Here is a 17,444-nt window from a genome sequence, read left to right as displayed (position 1 = left end):
AAAAGATGAGTTTTTCGATAAACTAAAAAACACAACGGAAACCGTCAAAACTTCGCAACCGTCACTGCATGATATAGTAGAAGAATTTGAGGTTGCCGAGCATAGCAAAGACGGAGGTGTGGCAATTTTTATGTCGTCAAAAATCAGCGGAACGGCAAATACCGCACAAATTGCCTGCGATATGATCGGCTGCAAAAATGTGTATGTTATTGATTCACTGACCGCTTCGGCAGGTCAAAAACTGCTTGTTGAATATGCGGTAAAACTGCGCAGACAAGGGAAAAACTCAAAAGAAATTTATGAAGAAATCGAGCGCATAAAAACGAAAATATCGTTGCTTGCCTGCCTCGATACCCTTGAATATCTGCATAACGGCGGCAGAGTAAGTCAGACAAAAGCAATGCTTGCGACTGTTGCCCGTATAAAGCCTGTAATAAGACTCAGCGGCGGCGATGTTGAGCTGCTTGCAAAAAGTTTTAACATTAAGCGTGGCATAAAAAGCCTTGCCGAAAGGCTTGAAAGGGAAGAGCTTAATCCTCTTTTCCCTGTATATGTAATGTACTCCGACAACGAAAGCCTTGCAAATGATTTGACAAGCGACATAAAAAGGCTGCTGCCGAATGTGCATAGCGTTGAAACTGTAAAAGTCGGTGCGGTTATAGGCAGTCACATAGGCACAAATGCGTGTGGAATTGCATTTGTAAAATTATGATTTTAAAGATTACGGTTTAATAAAAAAGTTTGAATAAGTGTTTTAGAATTGCTAAAGATGCACTCAATTTCGGAGTGCGTCTTTATTGTGTATTGAGATGTTTTTATATTTGACTCTTTTTATGTTGTTAAATTATCCCCGATATGCTATAATCAGAAAAAACTAAGCGAGGGATAAATATGGTAAGAGAAGTAGTAAGAGATCCGATGTTTTTACAGAGAAAATCGGTTGAAGCAAATATGTCGGATATGCCGATAGCCATTGATTTGCTTGATACTTTAAAAGCAAATTTTGAGGGCTGTGTAGGTATGGCCGCAAATATGATTGGCGTTTCAAAAAGAATTATTGCAATAAGCGATAACGGAAAGTATATTCTTATGTTTAATCCTGAAATCGTTAAGGCTTACGGTGAATACGAAACCGAAGAGGGCTGTCTGTCACTTGACGGGGAGCGCAAAACAAAGCGTTATAAAACTGTAACCGTAAAATATGCCAACGATAAATTCAAAACGGTTACACGCACTTTCACAAATTTTACGGCACAGATAATTCAGCACGAAATAGACCATTGCAACGGAATTTTAATATAAAGCAGTCTATAAAATGTATATTTACAGTTATATTTTAATTTTATGATTATTAAGCATTAAAATATCTATATACCGTTTAATTGTTATAAAATTGTGCATTATTGTAAAGAATAATTGACATTTAAGTGCAAATATTCATTGACAAAATTCACCTTTTATAGTACAATTTGGGAAAGATATAATAAAGGAGAATGGACAATGAAAAAAAGAATTCTTTCAGCGCTGCTTTCCGCAACATTGGTTGTGGCAAGCGTTTCTTCAATCACTGCTATGGCGGCAGGTGATACTGTAAACGGTACTACTTATGAGTATAATACTTTTACCGCTAACAAAATCACACATCCGGAAAACGGTTTAAAAGCTCCGGACGGTATTGTTGATTACATTGGCAACAGCACAGTTACCGATGAGATTACAGGCGTGGGTGACCGTGCACAGAACTATGCGTGGTCTGCTATCGGTCACGGTGATTGGGTATATATCGGTACTTGCCCGAATGCTATGACACAGACACTTAACTTTATGGGTACAGTGCTCGGAAATAAATTTGATAAAGAAGTTATGATAGCTACTCTTAACGCTATGTTTAACGGCGCTTTCTTTACATCGGAAGAGGACGGCGGAGATCCTAAGGGTATTCTTGTTAAGGTAAATACAAAGACAGGCGAAGTAAAACTCCTTATGTCAAAGGCTACAACCGACACAAATGTACAGTTCAGAAATGTTGTAGAGTTAAACGGCAAGTTCTACTTCTGCGGTTCTGTAAACGGTTTGCCGACTGTTTATCAGGTAGATCCTGAAACCGATGAATACAAGAAAGTTTATCAGAGTATCAGTCAGGCAGATTATTATAAGGCTTATCAGATGGGTATAAGCGTTGGTATCAGAGGTATCAGCACTTACGAGAACAAACTTATAATCAGCCTTGTAGGTCTTGAGGGTGCATATATCTGTGAAAGCGACAACCCTGAAGATCCCGATTCATTTAAAGTAATTGCTACTATGGACGATATGTTCAATTATCCTGCTTATCGTTATCAAGACAGCATCTACGGCGGTTCAATTTGGGATATGGCTGCATATAATGATTCTTTGTATGTTTCAATCTGCACAGGCAGACCTGAAAACAAGCCTGATGACAATACAATGCAGTCATTTGCTATCATCAAGGGCGACAGAGATGACAACGGCAAGTGGACATGGACATCTGTTGTAGGCGATCAGGAAAAGGATAACGCAAAATATACTTACGGTATTGACCCTGAAAGAACACGCTCGGGTGCGGCAAACTTTTGCATATACGACGGTTACCTCTATATCGGTGAGTACAATGACGAAGAAATTGCTCTTGAAAAAGTTTTGTTTGACCGGAGCTGCGATTTTGTAAACGCTAACCTTGAGCAGTCCGTAAACCTTTACAGAATGGATGCAGACGAAAACATTGACCTTGTTGTAGGCGATGCGGACAAGATGTTCCCTGACGGCAGTATTACAGATTTAGGTTCGGGCTTTGACCGCAACGAAAACCAGTATATCTGGAGAATGCAGGTTTATGATGATAAACTTTATGTAGGCACATTTGATACAAGCTCACTCCTTGAGCCTATCGGTCAGCTTACAAACGGCGACCTTCTTAAAATGACAGACGAAGAGTGGCAGTCACAGATTGAGTATATAAAGGTGCTTGCAGAACTTATTCTCAATAAATACAAAAAACCGCATCTGCCTGTAACTGCTCCGGCAGCATTTTCTGTTTCAAGAAACGATGCAAGAGATATGGCAAAGAGTGTAAATAACGCAGGCAGAATCAGCAAAGCAACTGCTGCAAGGGCAGAAGATGTTATTGAGCTTGCCAATGAAGTGGAAAACGCTGTTGACGAAAAAGCAAGCAAAGAGTTTATTGCTACTTACAAAGAATTTGCAGATGCTTCTGATGATATTTCAAGTGTAATCGGCGACTTAAGTGATAAAATCTTTACAGAAGAAAACATTGCGAAAATGATTTCTTTTGTTGAGTGTGCGGCTTACTTAAGCACATCTGAAAGAGGCTTTGACCTTTACACACTTGACAGCGACCTTAATGTAGAAACTGTTACAACAAACGGTTTTGGTGATCCGTATAACCACGGCTGCCGTACTTTTGCCGTAACAGATGACAGCCTTGTTGTAGGTACAGCAAACCCATTCTACGGTACACAGGTTTGGACTCTTGCAGAGAGTAAGTCGGATGTTGATTACGATATTAACAGCGACGGCAAAGTTGATGTAAACGATGCAACATATATACAGCATGTTGTTGCAGGTTCTGCAGAAAAGCCCGATAACTTTGATTCAAAGGCCGACTTCAATAAAGACGGCAAGGTTGATGTAACAGATATTACAGCATATCAGATTTACCTTGCAAAAAACAATAATTAAGACTGAATTTAACTGTCGGTTATAACAATTTACCGCTCTACAATTTTTTTGTAGGGCGGTTTTCTTATGCTTTTTGCTGTGATATAATAAAAATAGAATTTACTTAGTGTTGGGCAATATTCAGAGGTCCTTTATAGGAAATTGGGGTAAATTATGGTTTAGCAAACCTTTTGTGCCAAGCAATTATAAAAGTTAGTCAACCTTTTCAAAGGCTTGACCTAAATTTTAAAATTATTTAGCTTACATTTAGAACAAAAGCTAAAAGAGCGTGATTTTTATGTCAGATTGGAATTCAAATCAATATATGAAGTTTAAAAACGAGCGTACACAACCGTCTGTTGATCTGATAAACAGAATATCTTACCTTGACCCGTAGAATATTCTTGGCATCGGCTGCGGTTCGGGAAACAGAACCTTTGTGCTTAAAAACCGTTTTAAAGACGCAGATATTATCGGTGTGGATTATTCGGAAAATATGCTTGAAAAGGCAAAGAATAAGTTATCCCGATATGACTTTTGAAAAATGCAATGTTACGAGTGGGCTTGAAAATGAGCCGACCCCAAAAAGTTAGACTCTATGAATTCATTGACTTCTGTATAAGCGTTATCCTGATTTTTATGGGCGTTATGAAAGTTTTATAAAATTTCTTGCAAAATTGAATATCTATATACTTTGTGCTTGAATTTGGCTATGATAAGAAAATTTTAAATTTCGGCTGATTTTTTGCAAAAATCTATTGACAAAGGGTAAAAATAACGCTATAATTCAAGTTGTAAAGTAAAGTTTCCGGAAAACTTCTTATTTTAATTTAATTTAAAAATGAATAATCAAGAACAAAGAGGTTCACTTTATCTTTGAAGAATTTGCAATTTAAATTTATTTTCCTGCAAATTTCAAAGATATGGTGAACCTTGTTTTTATTCAGTCGGTTTATGTGGAGGTTTTAAAATGGATGCAGGAAATATAGCTTTTATGCTTATCTGCTCGGCTTTGGTGTTCCTTATGACTCCCGGCCTTGCAATGTTTTACGGCGGACTTGTTCGCAAAAAGAATGTAGTAAACACAATGATGACTTCAATTTTCATCATCGGTACAGGCATTGTAATGTGGGTGCTTTTCGGCTATTCACTTTCATTTGCTCCAAGCTCAAACGGAATTATCGGCGACCTTAGTTGGATAGGACTTGAGGGTGTATCTCTCACAGAGGGTTACATAGACGGTGCGGCTATTCCTAATATGGTATTCTGCGGATTTCAGATGATGTTTGCAATTATTACTCCTGCTCTTATTACAGGTGCTGTTGCGGGCAGAATGAAGTTTAAATCACTTTTCGTATTTATCATTCTTTGGTCTTTAATTGTTTATTATCCTCTTGCTCATATGGTATGGGCAGACGGCGGACTTCTCGGTCTTGACGGTATCGGTGCTCTTGATTTTGCCGGCGGTGATGTTGTTCACATCAGTTCGGGTGTATCAGCTCTTGTCCTTTGTATTATCCTCGGCAAACGCCACGATTACGAACACGCTAACTACAGAATCCACAATATTCCTACAGTAGTTTTAGGTGCTTCACTTCTTATGTTCGGTTGGTTCGGCTTTAATGCAGGTTCTGCACTTGAGGCAAACGGACTTTCTGCACACGCATTTATGACAACAGCCGTTTCTGCGGCAGCCGCAATCCTTTCTTGGATGCTTTGCGATGTAATTAAAAACAAAAAGCCTACACTTATCGGTGCAAGCACAGGTATGGTTGCAGGTCTTGTAGGCATTACTCCGGGCGCAGGTTTTGTTCCGATTTGGGCGGCAGTAATTATAGGTCTTACAACAAGCCCTGTTTGCTACCTTATGATTTCATTCGGTAAAAAGAAATTCGGCTTTGACGACGCACTCGACGCATTCAGCTGTCACGGTACAGGCGGTATCTGGGGCGGACTTCTTACAGGTGTGTTCTCAAGCACAGCTATTAACGCAGACGCAGGCAACGGACTTATCTACGGTGAGTTTGCTCAGTTCGGCGCACAGGCTTTAGGTATTGTAATTACACTTGTAATTGCAGTTGCAGGTACACTTATCTGTTACGGCTTAACAAGAATTATTACAGGTAAAATCAGAGTAAGCAAGCGTGACGAAATGCTCGGACTTGATATTACACAGCACGGTGAATCTGCTTACCCGTCATTTAACGGTCTTGATAATTAACGGAGGATTAACATATGGATAACAATAACGAAGTTCAGCTTATTAAAATAGAGGCTGTTGTAAGAGAGGAAATGTTCCTCGATGTAAAAAAAGCGTTAATGGATATAGGCGTAAACGGAATCACAGCCTATCAGGTTGTAGGCTGCGGTATTCAAAGAGGTATGTCCGAATATGTAAGAGGTCAAAAAGTAGATGTGCAGGTATTGCCTAAAATCAAGTTTGAAATAGTTGTTTCATCAGAAGAATGGGAAGCAAAAACCATAGAAGCTATTAAAAAGACTGCGTTTACAGGCAATCCGGGTGACGGTAAAATCTTTACTTACTACTTAAAGCAGGCGGTAAAAATCCGTACAGGCGAAACCGGCTACGATGCAATTCAAACTCCTAATTTTGACGATTAATAAAAGTAAGTTATGTTGGTTTAAAAATCTTTCTAATTTATATTTTCCAAATAAAAGTGCGGTAACTGCGGTTATTGCGCTTTTGTTTTTGTAAAAATTTTAAAATCGTTAAATACACCGAAAAAATATTATTGAAAAATCGGCAAACATCATAGCAAAGTCCTGTTTATTACCCAGCCGGTACTGTATAATTTAATTATAACAAACCTAAATTGCCAAAGTGAAGTTCGGATTTTTGAGGGAAAAACGAGAAATACCACGGGTTCACCTTGACAAAAGAGTATGGTAAAATGAAAACGGTTACTGTCTGCGGAAAGCAGGAAAATATGAGTCGTTTATCATTGTCTGAAAGGATAGTTATTGAATGTGGAATTTACCGAAAATTAAGTTTAGGAACTTCACTTTGTCATTTAAGCTAATTATAACAAAGCCCCAAATAAACTTAAGGAGTTGTACAAATGCCTGACGCTGATTTATATGTTAATGTCTGCATTTTCGTAATTATAAGCTACGCTATGCGTTATCCCGTAAAGTCAATATTGTTCAAAAAGCCCCAATCTCAACAAAAAAATAAGAAACGAAATGCGGCAACAAGGCATACATCACGCAGAAAAGCTGCGTAAAAAATAACAAGACAGCTTAGTATATAGGCTGTCTTGTTTGTGCTTATTCAGTTGTTTTTTGCTTACGGGCAACTGCCTCGCAAAGTGCAATAAAAATAATAAAAAGCGGTGTTGTAATCGGTTGAGCAAGGTTTACCACAGCCTGCACGGCATAGCTGATAACAGATACCGCAAAAGCAATTGCAATCGGATTTTTACTTGCGGATTTAATCGCACCTTTCAGCGCTCCGAAAATTATCGAAAGGTAAGAAGCAAGTCCGAAAATTCCCGTAGTAATAAGGTAATTTATGTATTCGTTGTGAGCACAGTTTGTGGAGCTGTCACCGTAATGTTTAAGCCCCTCAAAATACGGTTCAAACACTGTGGCAAAGGTGTCAGGTCCGCATCCGAAAAGTTTGTTGTAAAGAGAAAAATCTCCGAATATATAGAAAGACCTTATCCACATATAGCCACGGTGAGTACCCCAGCTGTCATTAAATCTCAAAAAACTTTTCAAAAAGCCGATATTTGTTTTTGTGTCAATTACGCTGAAATAATATACGGCAAAAAGCATTGCAATAATGCAGGCAACAAATATACTGCCGATTATAATAGGAACGGCAAGCGGTAAAGTCTTGTCGGGAGTTTTGCTGTCTGCAAAAAATAAAATTGCGGTAATTATTGCGAACAATGCAATTGCCGCCCATATGATTTTTGAGTAAACAAGCAGACTTTGAAATTCCGAGATACCTTTTGATTTGTCACCCATAAAAAAGGAAAATAAACGAAGAATTTTGCCGCTTAACAGCATAATTGTTGTTGCGAGGAAAAATCTTTTAAGTCTTGCAACGCTGCGTGAAAACCATATTAAAAGCACGGCAAAAACAGTACCAAGGCCAAGTATACCCGAGTAGCTGTCGGCTGTCATAAGAGCCATATAACCGAATGCGGACGAAATATGATAAACGATACGGTGATTACGATTTTTGCTTATAACCGAAAAAGCGACGGTTACGGGCATAACAATGCAGATGAAACTTGACATAAGGTTTTTGTTGCCAATTGTGGAGGTAAAGTTTGTGATTGTCTGCTCATCTGTAAGGCTTGCAAACATTCCAAGCGGATCTATGTAAAAACAGTTGAGAATATCAAGCAGATATATTGCAATTGAACAACCTGCAAGGGTAACAAAGACATAGTTTTTAAAACAAAAAAATCTGGTAATTAAAAAATAAACCACCGCATAAAAAATCATCAGCAATAAACCGTTGTTTCTTCCGCTAAGACCCAAGAAAGCATCGGCAGGATCTTGAGAAAAAACAGTGGATACGGTGCATACCAAAATGAATGCACCAAATGCATAGTCCGTAAACGATAACTTTTTGTACCAAGGCACGGATTCGGCTTTGTCTTTTGTTCCGCTTTGCGAATCGGAATTAGTGATTGCAACAGCGCCAATCATCAAAACAAGCACCGCAGTGACAACAAGAAAAAAATAATATTTGTCGTGTCTTATATTATAGTAGTAATCCGTGTAAAATAGGGGAAAGAGCGTAAACATCGCAAGCAAAAAGAAGTTGACAAACTTGCTTTTTACAGAATATTTATCCTCGTTTAACCCGTTTGAGATTTTTAGTTTTGTATTGTCAGACATATAAAACCGCCCTTCAAAGTAATATATTTAATCAGTGTAATCATATTTTATACCCCATAACAGCGTATGTCAATTAAAGAAAAATAAAAATCACGAAAGTTTCAAAAAAATTAAAAATAATTGTTGACAAATCAAATTTTATGTTATATAATAATGAAGCTGACTTGTTGAGGCGACAAGAATTAAATAATTTCGAGGTGTAGCTCAGTTTGGTAGAGTGCTTGGTTTGGGACCAAGATGCCGCAGGTTCAAGTCCTGTCACCTCGACCATAGAAAAATCGCACTATTAAGCCATTTTCAGGCGTTTTAGTGCGGTTTGTTGTTTTTTATTATCCACTTAAAACTATGTAAAAAGGTATAAAAAATTGCAAACAGGTGGCTCAAAAAATTATGCTCCGAGAAAAAATCAAGCTTCTCGGAGCATTTTTTTGCGAAAAAAATTGCACAAACTTTTAGCTTACATTTGGGCAAGGTAACTATCAAGTTTTGATACATTAGTCTTTTTCTTTTGTTGAACAAAATGTGTATATATGTTCATCGTTGTTTCGGGCTTGCTGTGGCCAAGTTGATGTTGCACATAAAGTACATCGTAACCAGCATAAAACAAGTTCGTTGCGTGAGTATGTCTTAAATAATGAGCTGTAAAAGGCTGTATAATCTGCGGAACACCGTTAGGGTCGTATTTACTGCGTTAAGCACCCTTGCATTTGATTGCATAGGTGCTTTTATTTTACCCCGCCGTTGGTTTATACGGCTGAATTTCTACCGCAGGCAAAGCGGCAAGGCAGGGCGGTTGCCCTGATTGTGCAAAATATATCGGCAAGGTGTTTATTGATGATGTGTATTCAAACGGCAAAAAATCGGACGGTGATTATCCGCTGCTTTCAACCGCCATAGCGGAGGGGCTTTTTCACCCACGCTGTAAGGACAGCACAAGCACCCACTACCCAGAACTTGATGATTTGAGCGGACCTCTCTCCGATGACGAGCTTGCAGAGCTTGACCGCCAAAGAGGACTTGAAGTACAGCAACAGCACGCAGAAAAGCAAGCCGAACGCTTTGACCGCAGGGCAAAATACAGCCTTGACGAGGATAACAAGAAGTTTGCTAAAGCAAGAGCAGACGAGTGGCACGATAGGGCGGATAGGCTTGAAGAGCAAAACAAAAATTCTGTTCATAAAATATCTGATACTCAAGAGCAAAAGTTTTTGACTGACACAGAAATTGAAAAATCTGACAGCAGTACAGAAAATACAAACAGAAGTGTTGAAAATTCCGAAAATAATGATATAATAGAATTTGAAAAGGGTGTTACGCAAGCTGTTCAAGAAAATTTTACCAATGAATTTGAAAAAATGCAGGACAAATTCGGCAAGATAACAACCATTTCAAGAGTTGGAGTGCTTAATTCCAAAACTTCATCAGATTACGGTGCATTTTATGACAATTCAGGAGAACTTTTGCTAAGATTTGCAAACAAGAAAAACGCACTGCCTAAGCACGCACAAAAGGCACAAGAAATGAAAAAATCAGGTGAATGGTCTTCTGCTCACTCTTTGCATACTTTTAGACACGAAATAGGTCATGCAATACAGCTTGAACACAGATTAAATGACCCATTGTGGGATGATAAACTTGAGCAAATAAGTAAAATAATGGATGGTTTAAATGAACCGATAGATATTGATATAAAAAAATATTCGGTATCAAGATATTCCATGACTAACATAGATGATTTTATTTCCGAATGTATTGCTGAGAGTATGACTAAGAAATCAAGAGCTACAGCGAAGGAAGTTGTAAATATAATAATTGGAGTTGATTAAATGACTGACACTTTTGCAAAATTTTACAAGTGGATGACGCCCTTAAAAAACGGATATAGAAGTATTAAGGATGACGCTCCAAACGAAATTAAGAAAGAGGCTAAAAAAGCCGATGAAGAATATTTCAAAAAAACAGGCAGACATATGCTTCAAATCGACTATTAACTAACCGCTCCTTGTGAGCGGTTTTCGCATTAGAAAGGTGTATTTATGGATGAGAATTTTAAGATTATATATGAAATACTTAAGAAATTAGAAAACAGTATGGATATATCTGAATTTGATAACTCAATATTAAGTTACAAATCGTTGGAAATATCTAAACCAAAATGGTGTAGAATAATAAAAATGCTTTTTGACAGCGGATATATAACAGGAGTGAATGTGTGGGAGTCTTATGATTGTTCCTATCCGCAAGTTGAATTGACAAGACCCGAAATCACTTTAAAAGGTCTTGAGTATTTGCGAGAAAACTCTATTATGCAAAGAATGTATAAAGCTGCAAAGGGAATAAAAGAAATTACACCAGGTTTATAAGTTTATTATTAGCACTTAATCAATCGGATTGAGTGCTTTTTTTGATACCCAAAATCAGAAAGGCGGTGACAGAATGAAAGTAAAGGTAGTAACGGCATTTAATGATAGGCAGAACGGATATGTAACCCGTCCTGTAAATGAAGTTTTTGAATGCTCCGAGAGCAGAGCAAAAGACCTACAAATCGCTTTATTATCAAAAAGATGAGATGAACAAAGTCCGTATTCTGGGTAAAGCAGTAGGTTTTTACAGTAATGTGTTGTAATATTTTTTATACTCGATTATATCAACAAAAATAATCGGTAATCACTGATTAAAAAAAATTATTAATTATAAGAAAGAAAACCAAATACTTTGACAACAAAACGGTAAAATCAACGCAATATTGTAAAACAAAATTAATTATGCCTACACAATTCGACATACCATTTTTTGGTAATGTGATATTATAATGTCACAGGGACAAACCCCTGATGCTTAAAAGACACGGGATGGTAAGGTTGACTTTTTTATTTAACAATGATAACAAAATCACTGAAATACCAATAATAAGAATACGACCTAACAAGGCTCAGCCTCGAAAACAATTTGACGAAGCCTCTCTTACATCATTATCGCAGTCCATAACAGAAAACGGTATCTTGCAGCCGCTGACTGTCAGAAGGGCAAGTCAAAGTGAATATGAGCTGATTGCCGGTGAACGCCGTCTTCGTGCGTCGGTTATGGCAGGACTTAAAAAAGTGCCGTGCATAATCGTTAAGTGTTCTGACAAAGAGTCTGCGATCTTTGCTCTCCTTGAAAATCTACAGCGCAGCGACCTCGGCGTGTTCGAGGAAGCTCGCGGGATTTCAAGACTTATACGAAGATTCGGACTTACTCAGGAAGAGGCGGCTCAAAGGCTTGGCAAAACTCAATCTACCATAGCCAACAAACTCCGACTTTTGAGGCTTACATACGAAGAACAGGAGCTTATTATTTCGGCAGGTCTTACGGAGCGCCATGCCAGGGCATTACTCCGAATAGAAGACGAGGGCAAAAGGCGAGAAGTCCTAAGCAAGGTAATAGCTCTTAATCTTAACACTCAACAGACCGACAATCTTGTAGGCGAAGTCTTGAATGACTGCCCAAAGCATATTAAAAGTATGGGACAAAGCAAAGCGGTGATAAAAGATGTGCGTATTTTTGTAAACACCATCAACAAAGCGGTAGATACAATGCGCCTTGCAGGTATTGATGCCAAAGCAGTCAAAAGTGAAAACAACAACTATATCGAATACACAATTAAAATTCCCAAAAAAACCGCAAGCGATAATAAATCCGCTTAAATTTACTAACAAGAGGGTGCGAAAGCATCCGTTCCACTCATACCCATTTCCTTATCTAAACCCCTTGCAAACAGCCGTACAGTGTAAAAAACTGTACGGTTGTTTGCGTTCGCAATTAATAATTTTTTGCCGTTTCGTTCAAGCCGCCGAACATCAGGCTGTTCGGCTACAGAAAAATTTTGTTAGCAGACAGTATCGTTGGCTTTGCCCACACCCACAACTTTTGAAAGGGTTGACCAAACTTTTTATAATCGTAACGGACAAGGTATGAAAATTTTGACATTATTATAAGTCGGTGTTAAAATAAAATTACATTATAATGAAAAGGAATGATTTGTATGTCTAAGGGAGATATTGCAAAGCAAAATTTTATGAACGGTTACAATTGTTCTCAAGCGGTTCTGCTTGCATTTTGCGAGGATTTTGGACTTGAAAAAGAAACAGCATTAAAAATTTCCGAACCGTTCGGCGGCGGTATGGGCAGAATGAGAGAAGTTTGCGGTACTGTTACAGGTATGTTTATGGTGATAGGTCTTGCAATGGGTAATGACAATTCTAAAGACAATACCACAAAGAAAAATGTTTATAAATCGGTTCAGGAGCTTGCCGCAAAGTTTAAAGAAGACAACGGCTCTATTATTTGCAGAGAACTTTTGGGTCTTCAAAAAGCCAATAAAGAAAGCTATGTGCCGTCAGAACGCACCAACGAATACTATAAAAAGCGTCCTTGTCCGGAGCTTTGCAAGTATGCGGCAGATATTCTTGAAGAATATCTTAAGAAAGAAAACCTCATATAAACAACTGTTATTATATAAAATATATGATTTTGTGAATTGTCAACCAAAATTCAATTGCAGGTTGACAATTCTGTAAAACCGCGTTATAATATTGTCAACTTAATAAACCAAATAGGTTGACGATAAGGAGAAAGAACAATGTTAGAGGTAAAATCAAAGGCAACATCAAAAAGCAAAGCCGCTTTGCTTGATTTAGTATTTGTGGCACTCTTTGCCGCTGTAATGACAGTTTGTGCGCAAATTCAGATTCCGTTCGGAGAAGTTCCGTTTACACTTCAAACTCTCGGTGTATTTATTGCAGCGTCATTACTCGGTTGGAAAAGAGGTACACTCAGTGTTATAGTTTATGTACTTCTCGGTCTTGCCGGTGTTCCTGTGTTTGCAGGTTTCAGCGGAGGTATAGGTGTACTTTTCGGACCGACAGGCGGATATATTATCGGCTTTATTTTTACAGCTTTAATTGTAGGTCTTATGACAGAAAAACTCGGCAAAAAACTTTGGGTTGAAATTGTTTCTATGATTTTGGGCCTTGCTGTTTGTTATGCATTCGGCACAGTATGGTTTATGTTCCAAATGAAAATGGGACTTGTTGAGTCACTTTTACTGTGCGTAGTTCCTTATCTTATTGCTGACGCACTCAAAATTGCATTTTCAGCTGTATTGGTAAATCGTCTTGACAAAGTTATCAAGCTTTAATCTGCGACCGCACCACAGCCTTTGCATACAATTTTTTGTAGGAAAAGGCTACAGCAGTGATTTTGTGCAGAATATGACAAATGTAATTGAATATCTGAATAAAGAAAATCCGCTGATTACCTTAACGGGCAGTTGTAATGATGTTCTTTGCAGTAAATGCCCGAATAATAAATCACAGCTTTGTGCCGATAATGATAAAGTGGCAAGTTTTGACAATGCTTGTCTGAAAGAATATAATTTAAAAATCGGTGACGAAATCGAGTGGCTTGCGCTTAAAGATATGGCAAAAAGCAGGATAATTTCACAAGGAAAACTTAGTGAAGTCTGCAAAAATTGTCAGTGGAAATGTTACGATATTTAATAAGCTTACAACATCCCCATATAAAAAATCCCTGTTCAGCGCTGAACAGGGATTTTTGCTGTCTGTTAATTTTTGTTGAGTTGAGAGTAAAAGATTATTGTTTAGAAGAATGCTTCGCCAATCAATTATAAAAGTTTGGTCAACCTTTTCAAAAATAAATAATTCTGTTTTAATGGCTGTCGCCTGTTTTTTTCAAACTAAGTGCAAGCACGCAAACAGCGTGGCTGTTTGCGCCTGATAAATTGCAATATCGGAAGATATTATGGGTGCTGCCCAAACCCGCAAGCCTTTAAAAAGGCTTGACCTAAATTTTATTAAACCGTCTTTTTATTAGCTTTTGCGGTAAGTTTTTCAATTTCTATCACAAAAACATCTGTGCGTTCAAATGCGCCTTTTATATGGTTTTCACCGTCTTCCGCAAATTCGGGAGAGTATTTTTGCACCAGAAGCCGCAGTGCTTTTTCTTTTTCGGTAACCGTTTTTGACGCATAACCAAAGGCAATGGCACTTTCATAACCTGTTGTGAATTTTTCGGAAATAACATCTGATTTTGTAACGACAGTAAACGAAACTTTGCCCGAAAATCTTAGGTTATCCTGTTTGTGACCGACATTTTTGGCACAGTGAAAGTAGATTTTGCCGTCATCGTAAGCGTAGTTTACGGGTACACCGTACGGATAGCCGTCTGCGCCGATGGTAGAAAGCACACCGAAGCTGCCCGATTTCAGAATTTCTAAGGTGGCATTTTCGTCAACTGCTCTGTCTTTTCTGCGGATTTCATAGTCTTTCATATTAATCAACTCCAAGATTGTTCATTACCATACCTGTAATCATTTTTGGATAGAAATATGTGGATTTCTGCGGCATTTTTTCTCCTGCGGCGGCAACATCACGAATTTCGGTAACTCTTGTAGGGTTGAGTACAAATGAGCATTGGAACTCGCCTTTGTCAACTCCGTCAATTGCCTCTGTAAAGAATTTTGTGTATGTAAGGTTAATCTGTTTTGCCATATTTTCCTTGTCAATTCCAAAGATTTTTTCAAGAATAAGTGTATGGAGAACAGAAACATCAAGCGACTGTGACGCCTTGCTTACATCGAGGAGCATTTGGCTCATAAAGTCGATATTTTTGAGTGTCAGCAAGAACCATTCGCCCTTGCCGCAATAGAAACCGAATGCTTTTTTGCCCTCGTCATAGAGTTTTTTCAAATCTTCCTCCATGGTGTCCGTGCCTTCTTTTTCGTCTATGTAGAAGAATTCGGAGCACTTTTCGAGTACCGCCTCTTTGTCAAAGTTCGGTAAATCTCTCACAAGGCGGTGGGTAGGGAATACCACAAGTCCCGGATGCTCCATATCTACGAGGTAAATCATCTGGAAGTCCTGCGGATCGCCCGGCTTTGAAATGCCGTTTTCTCTGCAATAATTTCTGTAATTGAGAGCGGTTTCGTATCTGTGGTGACCGTCGGCAATATATAGTTTTCTGTCTGCAAAATCGGCAACAAGCTTCGCAATGATTTCTTCGTCGGTTTCAATCCAAAGGCGATGTGTAACACCTGTTTCGTCTGTAAATTCAAGGTCGGCTTTTGCCTTTGACTGCTCATCAATGGTAGCGAGAGTTGTATGTTTTTCGTCCATATAGAGAGCGTAAATCTGACTGAAATTGCAGTTTGTTGCTTTCATAAGATTTAAACGGTCTTCTTTAGCCTTTGAAAGGGTAAATTCGTGCGGTAAGATAATGCCTTTTGAAAATTCTTCAAGCTGAACTCTCGCAATAATTCCCTTTATGCTTTTGCGTGTGTTTCCAACGGAAAATTCTTCCTCGTAAATATAGATAGCAGGCTTATCTTCAATTTTCAAAATGCCTTTATCCTGCCACATTTTTAAAATATCGCTTGCGCAAGCGTAAGGATTTTCACCCTCTTTTGGCAATTCAAGACGAATAATGTTGTATTCGTTTTCTTTAATAAAAGCGAGTCTTTCTTGCTCGCTGATTATGTCGTACGGAGGACAGCAAAGAGAGGAAATTTCGCCTGCCTTTGCGGTGTTGTATCTCATACCTTTGAATGCTTTAATAACTGCCATAGCCGTTACCTCCAATTGAATTAATAAAATTCCCGAACAAGGAATATAAAATTATAAGAATTATAAGTAAAAATAATACTATCATATATATTGTACCACGAATATGTAGGAATTTCAATAAATTTGTTGTAAAAAGCAGTGCTTTTATATACTTTTTGAATAATACAGAAACAAAAATTCTTATAAAATTAAATGAAAAGATTGACAATACAGATATAATATGATATAATATCACTTGCGTAAAATAAATATGCGCCAATAGCTCAGTTGGTTAGAGCTACCGGCTCATAACCGGTCGGTCCGGGGTTCGAGTCCCTGTTGGCGCACCAAGCAAAAACCGCATTAGAAAACTGTTTTTCAGCTTTTTAATGCGGTTGTTTTTATATCGTGATACACAGAAATACAAGGAAAAACAGTGTACTACAGAAAAAATGCATTGCAATAAATTAAAAAAAAGGCTTGACTTTTGAGTTCTGAAAGAACATGATATAATTACACTCAATAGAGGTGAACAAAGACGAATAGACTGCAAGCGTCAGAAAGGAGATTAAAATGAAAGAAGATATGACAAGACTTGAGATACTTACTTTATTGCTATCTATCAAAGCGTTGCTTGACAGTGATAATATTGATAAAGCAAAAGAGTTAATTGATGAAGTAATTGCCGAGGCAAAAAGAACAAGCTCTGACGATTAAATCAGAGCCTTATATTTAATATCAAGAGAAAGGAAGTTATATTTACGGCTTATATTAAAAAAACAGATAACCCCAAAATGGGTAGACCGAGTGAAAATCTTACTCATGATATAAAAGTTAGGGTTGATGATGAATTAAATTCTCAAATTGAAAAATACGCAGTCAAATGCACTCTTTCAAAAGCGGCTGCAATAAGAGAGATTTTATCATCATTTTTTGCACAAAACTAAAAGGTACTATTCTGAATATCTGGGTAACAATAATAAATTATGGTTTAACAAATTGATTTGCCAATCAATTATAAAAGTTTGGTCGACCTTTTCAAAGGTCGTGGGTGTGGGCAAAGCCCACAAATACTTTCCGTTTATGCAATCTAAGGATAGCCAAACAGCAGCATTCTGTTTGCGCCAGATAAATTGTTATATCGGAAGATTTTATGGGCGCTGCCCAAACCCGCAATTTTTGAAAAAATTGAGTAAACTTTTTTGTTTTTGGGAGGATAATTTAGCGTTAGCTAAATTTCAATGCCCGACCGACACTCCGCCAAAC

Annotated in this window: 20 protein-coding genes and 2 tRNA genes; 19 read left to right on the top strand and 3 right to left on the bottom strand. The window is 37.9% G+C overall.

Annotated features, from left to right (window positions below; genetic code table 11):
• The 7 genes from I2E21_RS08055 to I2E21_RS08025 all read left to right on the top strand — a co-directional run.
• Positions 1 to 712, top strand: a 712-nt coding sequence (locus tag I2E21_RS08055) for a DegV family protein (RefSeq protein ID WP_195410978.1), incomplete at its 5' end; no start/stop codon positions are given.
• Between the two features lie 179 nt (positions 713 to 891).
• Positions 892 to 1,302: a peptide deformylase gene (locus tag I2E21_RS08050; protein WP_195410977.1), complete on the top strand. Its 411-nt coding sequence runs from the start codon at positions 892 to 894 to the stop codon at positions 1,300 to 1,302.
• 198 nt (positions 1,303 to 1,500) lie between these two features.
• Positions 1,501 to 3,720 carry a dockerin type I domain-containing protein gene (locus I2E21_RS08045; protein WP_195410976.1) on the top strand — a complete coding sequence of 740 codons (2,220 nt, stop codon included), beginning with the start codon at positions 1,501 to 1,503 and terminating at the stop codon, positions 3,718 to 3,720.
• A 379-nt stretch (positions 3,721 to 4,099) separates the two neighbouring features.
• On the top strand, positions 4,100 to 4,240 hold the full coding sequence (locus tag I2E21_RS12480; RefSeq protein ID WP_337786041.1) for a methyltransferase domain-containing protein: 141 nt from the start codon (positions 4,100 to 4,102) through the stop codon (positions 4,238 to 4,240).
• A 429-nt stretch (positions 4,241 to 4,669) separates the two neighbouring features.
• A complete protein-coding gene (locus I2E21_RS08035; protein WP_195410974.1) occupies positions 4,670 to 5,920 on the top strand; it encodes an ammonium transporter in 1,251 nt (416 codons plus the stop codon).
• 14 nt (positions 5,921 to 5,934) lie between these two features.
• Positions 5,935 to 6,321 carry a P-II family nitrogen regulator gene (locus I2E21_RS08030; RefSeq protein ID WP_022234815.1) on the top strand — a complete coding sequence of 129 codons (387 nt, stop codon included), beginning with the start codon at positions 5,935 to 5,937 and terminating at the stop codon, positions 6,319 to 6,321.
• A gap of 458 nt (positions 6,322 to 6,779) precedes the next feature.
• Entirely contained in the window at positions 6,780 to 6,944 is a 165-nt protein-coding gene (locus I2E21_RS08025; protein ID WP_022234814.1) for a hypothetical protein, read from the top strand.
• Positions 6,945 to 6,987: 43 nt separating this feature from the next.
• Here I2E21_RS08025 and I2E21_RS08020 read toward each other — a convergent pair whose 3' ends face one another.
• Positions 6,988 to 8,577, bottom strand: a complete 1,590-nt coding sequence (locus tag I2E21_RS08020; protein WP_195410973.1) for an O-antigen ligase family protein — start codon at positions 8,575 to 8,577, stop codon at positions 6,988 to 6,990.
• A 193-nt stretch (positions 8,578 to 8,770) separates the two neighbouring features.
• Here I2E21_RS08020 and I2E21_RS08015 point away from each other — a divergent pair.
• The 9 genes from I2E21_RS08015 (at position 8,771) to I2E21_RS07975 (ending at position 14,117) form a co-directional block, all read left to right on the top strand.
• A tRNA-Pro gene (locus I2E21_RS08015) sits at positions 8,771 to 8,847 on the top strand.
• Positions 8,848 to 9,401: 554 nt separating this feature from the next.
• Complete coding sequence (locus I2E21_RS08005; protein ID WP_195410972.1) at positions 9,402 to 10,403, top strand: hypothetical protein; 1,002 nt, start codon at positions 9,402 to 9,404, stop codon at positions 10,401 to 10,403.
• Positions 10,404 to 10,568 carry a hypothetical protein gene (locus I2E21_RS08000; RefSeq protein WP_195410971.1) on the top strand — a complete coding sequence of 55 codons (165 nt, stop codon included), beginning with the start codon at positions 10,404 to 10,406 and terminating at the stop codon, positions 10,566 to 10,568. It abuts the gene before it with no gap.
• A gap of 45 nt (positions 10,569 to 10,613) precedes the next feature.
• The gene (locus I2E21_RS07995) at positions 10,614 to 10,940 is read left to right on the top strand and encodes a YjcQ family protein (protein ID WP_195410970.1); all 327 of its coding nucleotides are present in this window, start codon (positions 10,614 to 10,616) and stop codon (positions 10,938 to 10,940) included.
• 73 nt (positions 10,941 to 11,013) lie between these two features.
• Positions 11,014 to 11,145 (top strand): hypothetical protein, encoded by a 132-nt coding sequence (locus I2E21_RS12475; RefSeq protein ID WP_279310059.1) that lies wholly within the window; start codon positions 11,014 to 11,016, stop codon positions 11,143 to 11,145.
• 293 nt (positions 11,146 to 11,438) lie between these two features.
• On the top strand, positions 11,439 to 12,263 hold the full coding sequence (locus tag I2E21_RS07990; RefSeq protein WP_243240610.1) for a ParB/RepB/Spo0J family partition protein: 825 nt from the start codon (positions 11,439 to 11,441) through the stop codon (positions 12,261 to 12,263).
• A gap of 338 nt (positions 12,264 to 12,601) precedes the next feature.
• Positions 12,602 to 13,060, top strand: coding sequence for a C-GCAxxG-C-C family protein (locus I2E21_RS07985; RefSeq protein ID WP_195410969.1), 459 nt, complete (start codon positions 12,602 to 12,604; stop codon positions 13,058 to 13,060).
• Between the two features lie 138 nt (positions 13,061 to 13,198).
• The gene (locus tag I2E21_RS07980) at positions 13,199 to 13,756 is read left to right on the top strand and encodes a biotin transporter BioY (RefSeq protein WP_186935413.1); all 558 of its coding nucleotides are present in this window, start codon (positions 13,199 to 13,201) and stop codon (positions 13,754 to 13,756) included.
• Positions 13,734 to 14,117: a DUF1284 domain-containing protein gene (locus I2E21_RS07975; protein WP_186935412.1), complete on the top strand. Its 384-nt coding sequence runs from the start codon at positions 13,734 to 13,736 to the stop codon at positions 14,115 to 14,117. Before I2E21_RS07980 ends, I2E21_RS07975 begins: the two co-directional genes overlap by 23 nt.
• Positions 14,118 to 14,431: 314 nt before the next feature.
• Here the strand turns inward: I2E21_RS07975 and I2E21_RS07970 are convergent, their stop codons facing one another.
• Together I2E21_RS07970 and I2E21_RS07965 are read right to left on the bottom strand one after the other, a co-directional pair.
• Positions 14,432 to 14,908: a pyridoxamine 5'-phosphate oxidase family protein gene (locus I2E21_RS07970; RefSeq protein ID WP_195410967.1), complete on the bottom strand. Its 477-nt coding sequence runs from the start codon at positions 14,906 to 14,908 to the stop codon at positions 14,432 to 14,434.
• A 1-nt stretch (position 14,909) separates the two neighbouring features.
• Positions 14,910 to 16,199: a DUF1015 domain-containing protein gene (locus tag I2E21_RS07965; RefSeq protein WP_195410966.1), complete on the bottom strand. Its 1,290-nt coding sequence runs from the start codon at positions 16,197 to 16,199 to the stop codon at positions 14,910 to 14,912.
• 252 nt (positions 16,200 to 16,451) lie between these two features.
• Between I2E21_RS07965 and I2E21_RS07960 the strand changes: the two genes are divergently transcribed.
• The 3 genes from I2E21_RS07960 (at position 16,452) to I2E21_RS07950 (ending at position 17,125) form a co-directional block, all read left to right on the top strand.
• Positions 16,452 to 16,528 (top strand) — tRNA-Ile (locus I2E21_RS07960).
• Between the two features lie 223 nt (positions 16,529 to 16,751).
• Positions 16,752 to 16,895 carry a hypothetical protein gene (locus I2E21_RS07955; RefSeq protein WP_186935409.1) on the top strand — a complete coding sequence of 48 codons (144 nt, stop codon included), beginning with the start codon at positions 16,752 to 16,754 and terminating at the stop codon, positions 16,893 to 16,895.
• Positions 16,896 to 16,972: 77 nt separating this feature from the next.
• Complete coding sequence (locus I2E21_RS07950; RefSeq protein WP_186935408.1) at positions 16,973 to 17,125, top strand: CopG family transcriptional regulator; 153 nt, start codon at positions 16,973 to 16,975, stop codon at positions 17,123 to 17,125.
• The last annotated feature ends 319 nt before the right edge of the window (positions 17,126 to 17,444 follow it).

This window comes from Ruminococcus sp. BSD2780120874_150323_B10, from assembly GCF_015553695.1.
In the GTDB taxonomy this organism is placed as follows: domain Bacteria; phylum Bacillota; class Clostridia; order Oscillospirales; family Acutalibacteraceae; genus Ruminococcoides; species Ruminococcoides intestinale_A.
The sequence above is the reverse complement of the archived record's forward strand: the minus strand, read 5'-3'. Positions and strand labels throughout refer to the sequence as shown.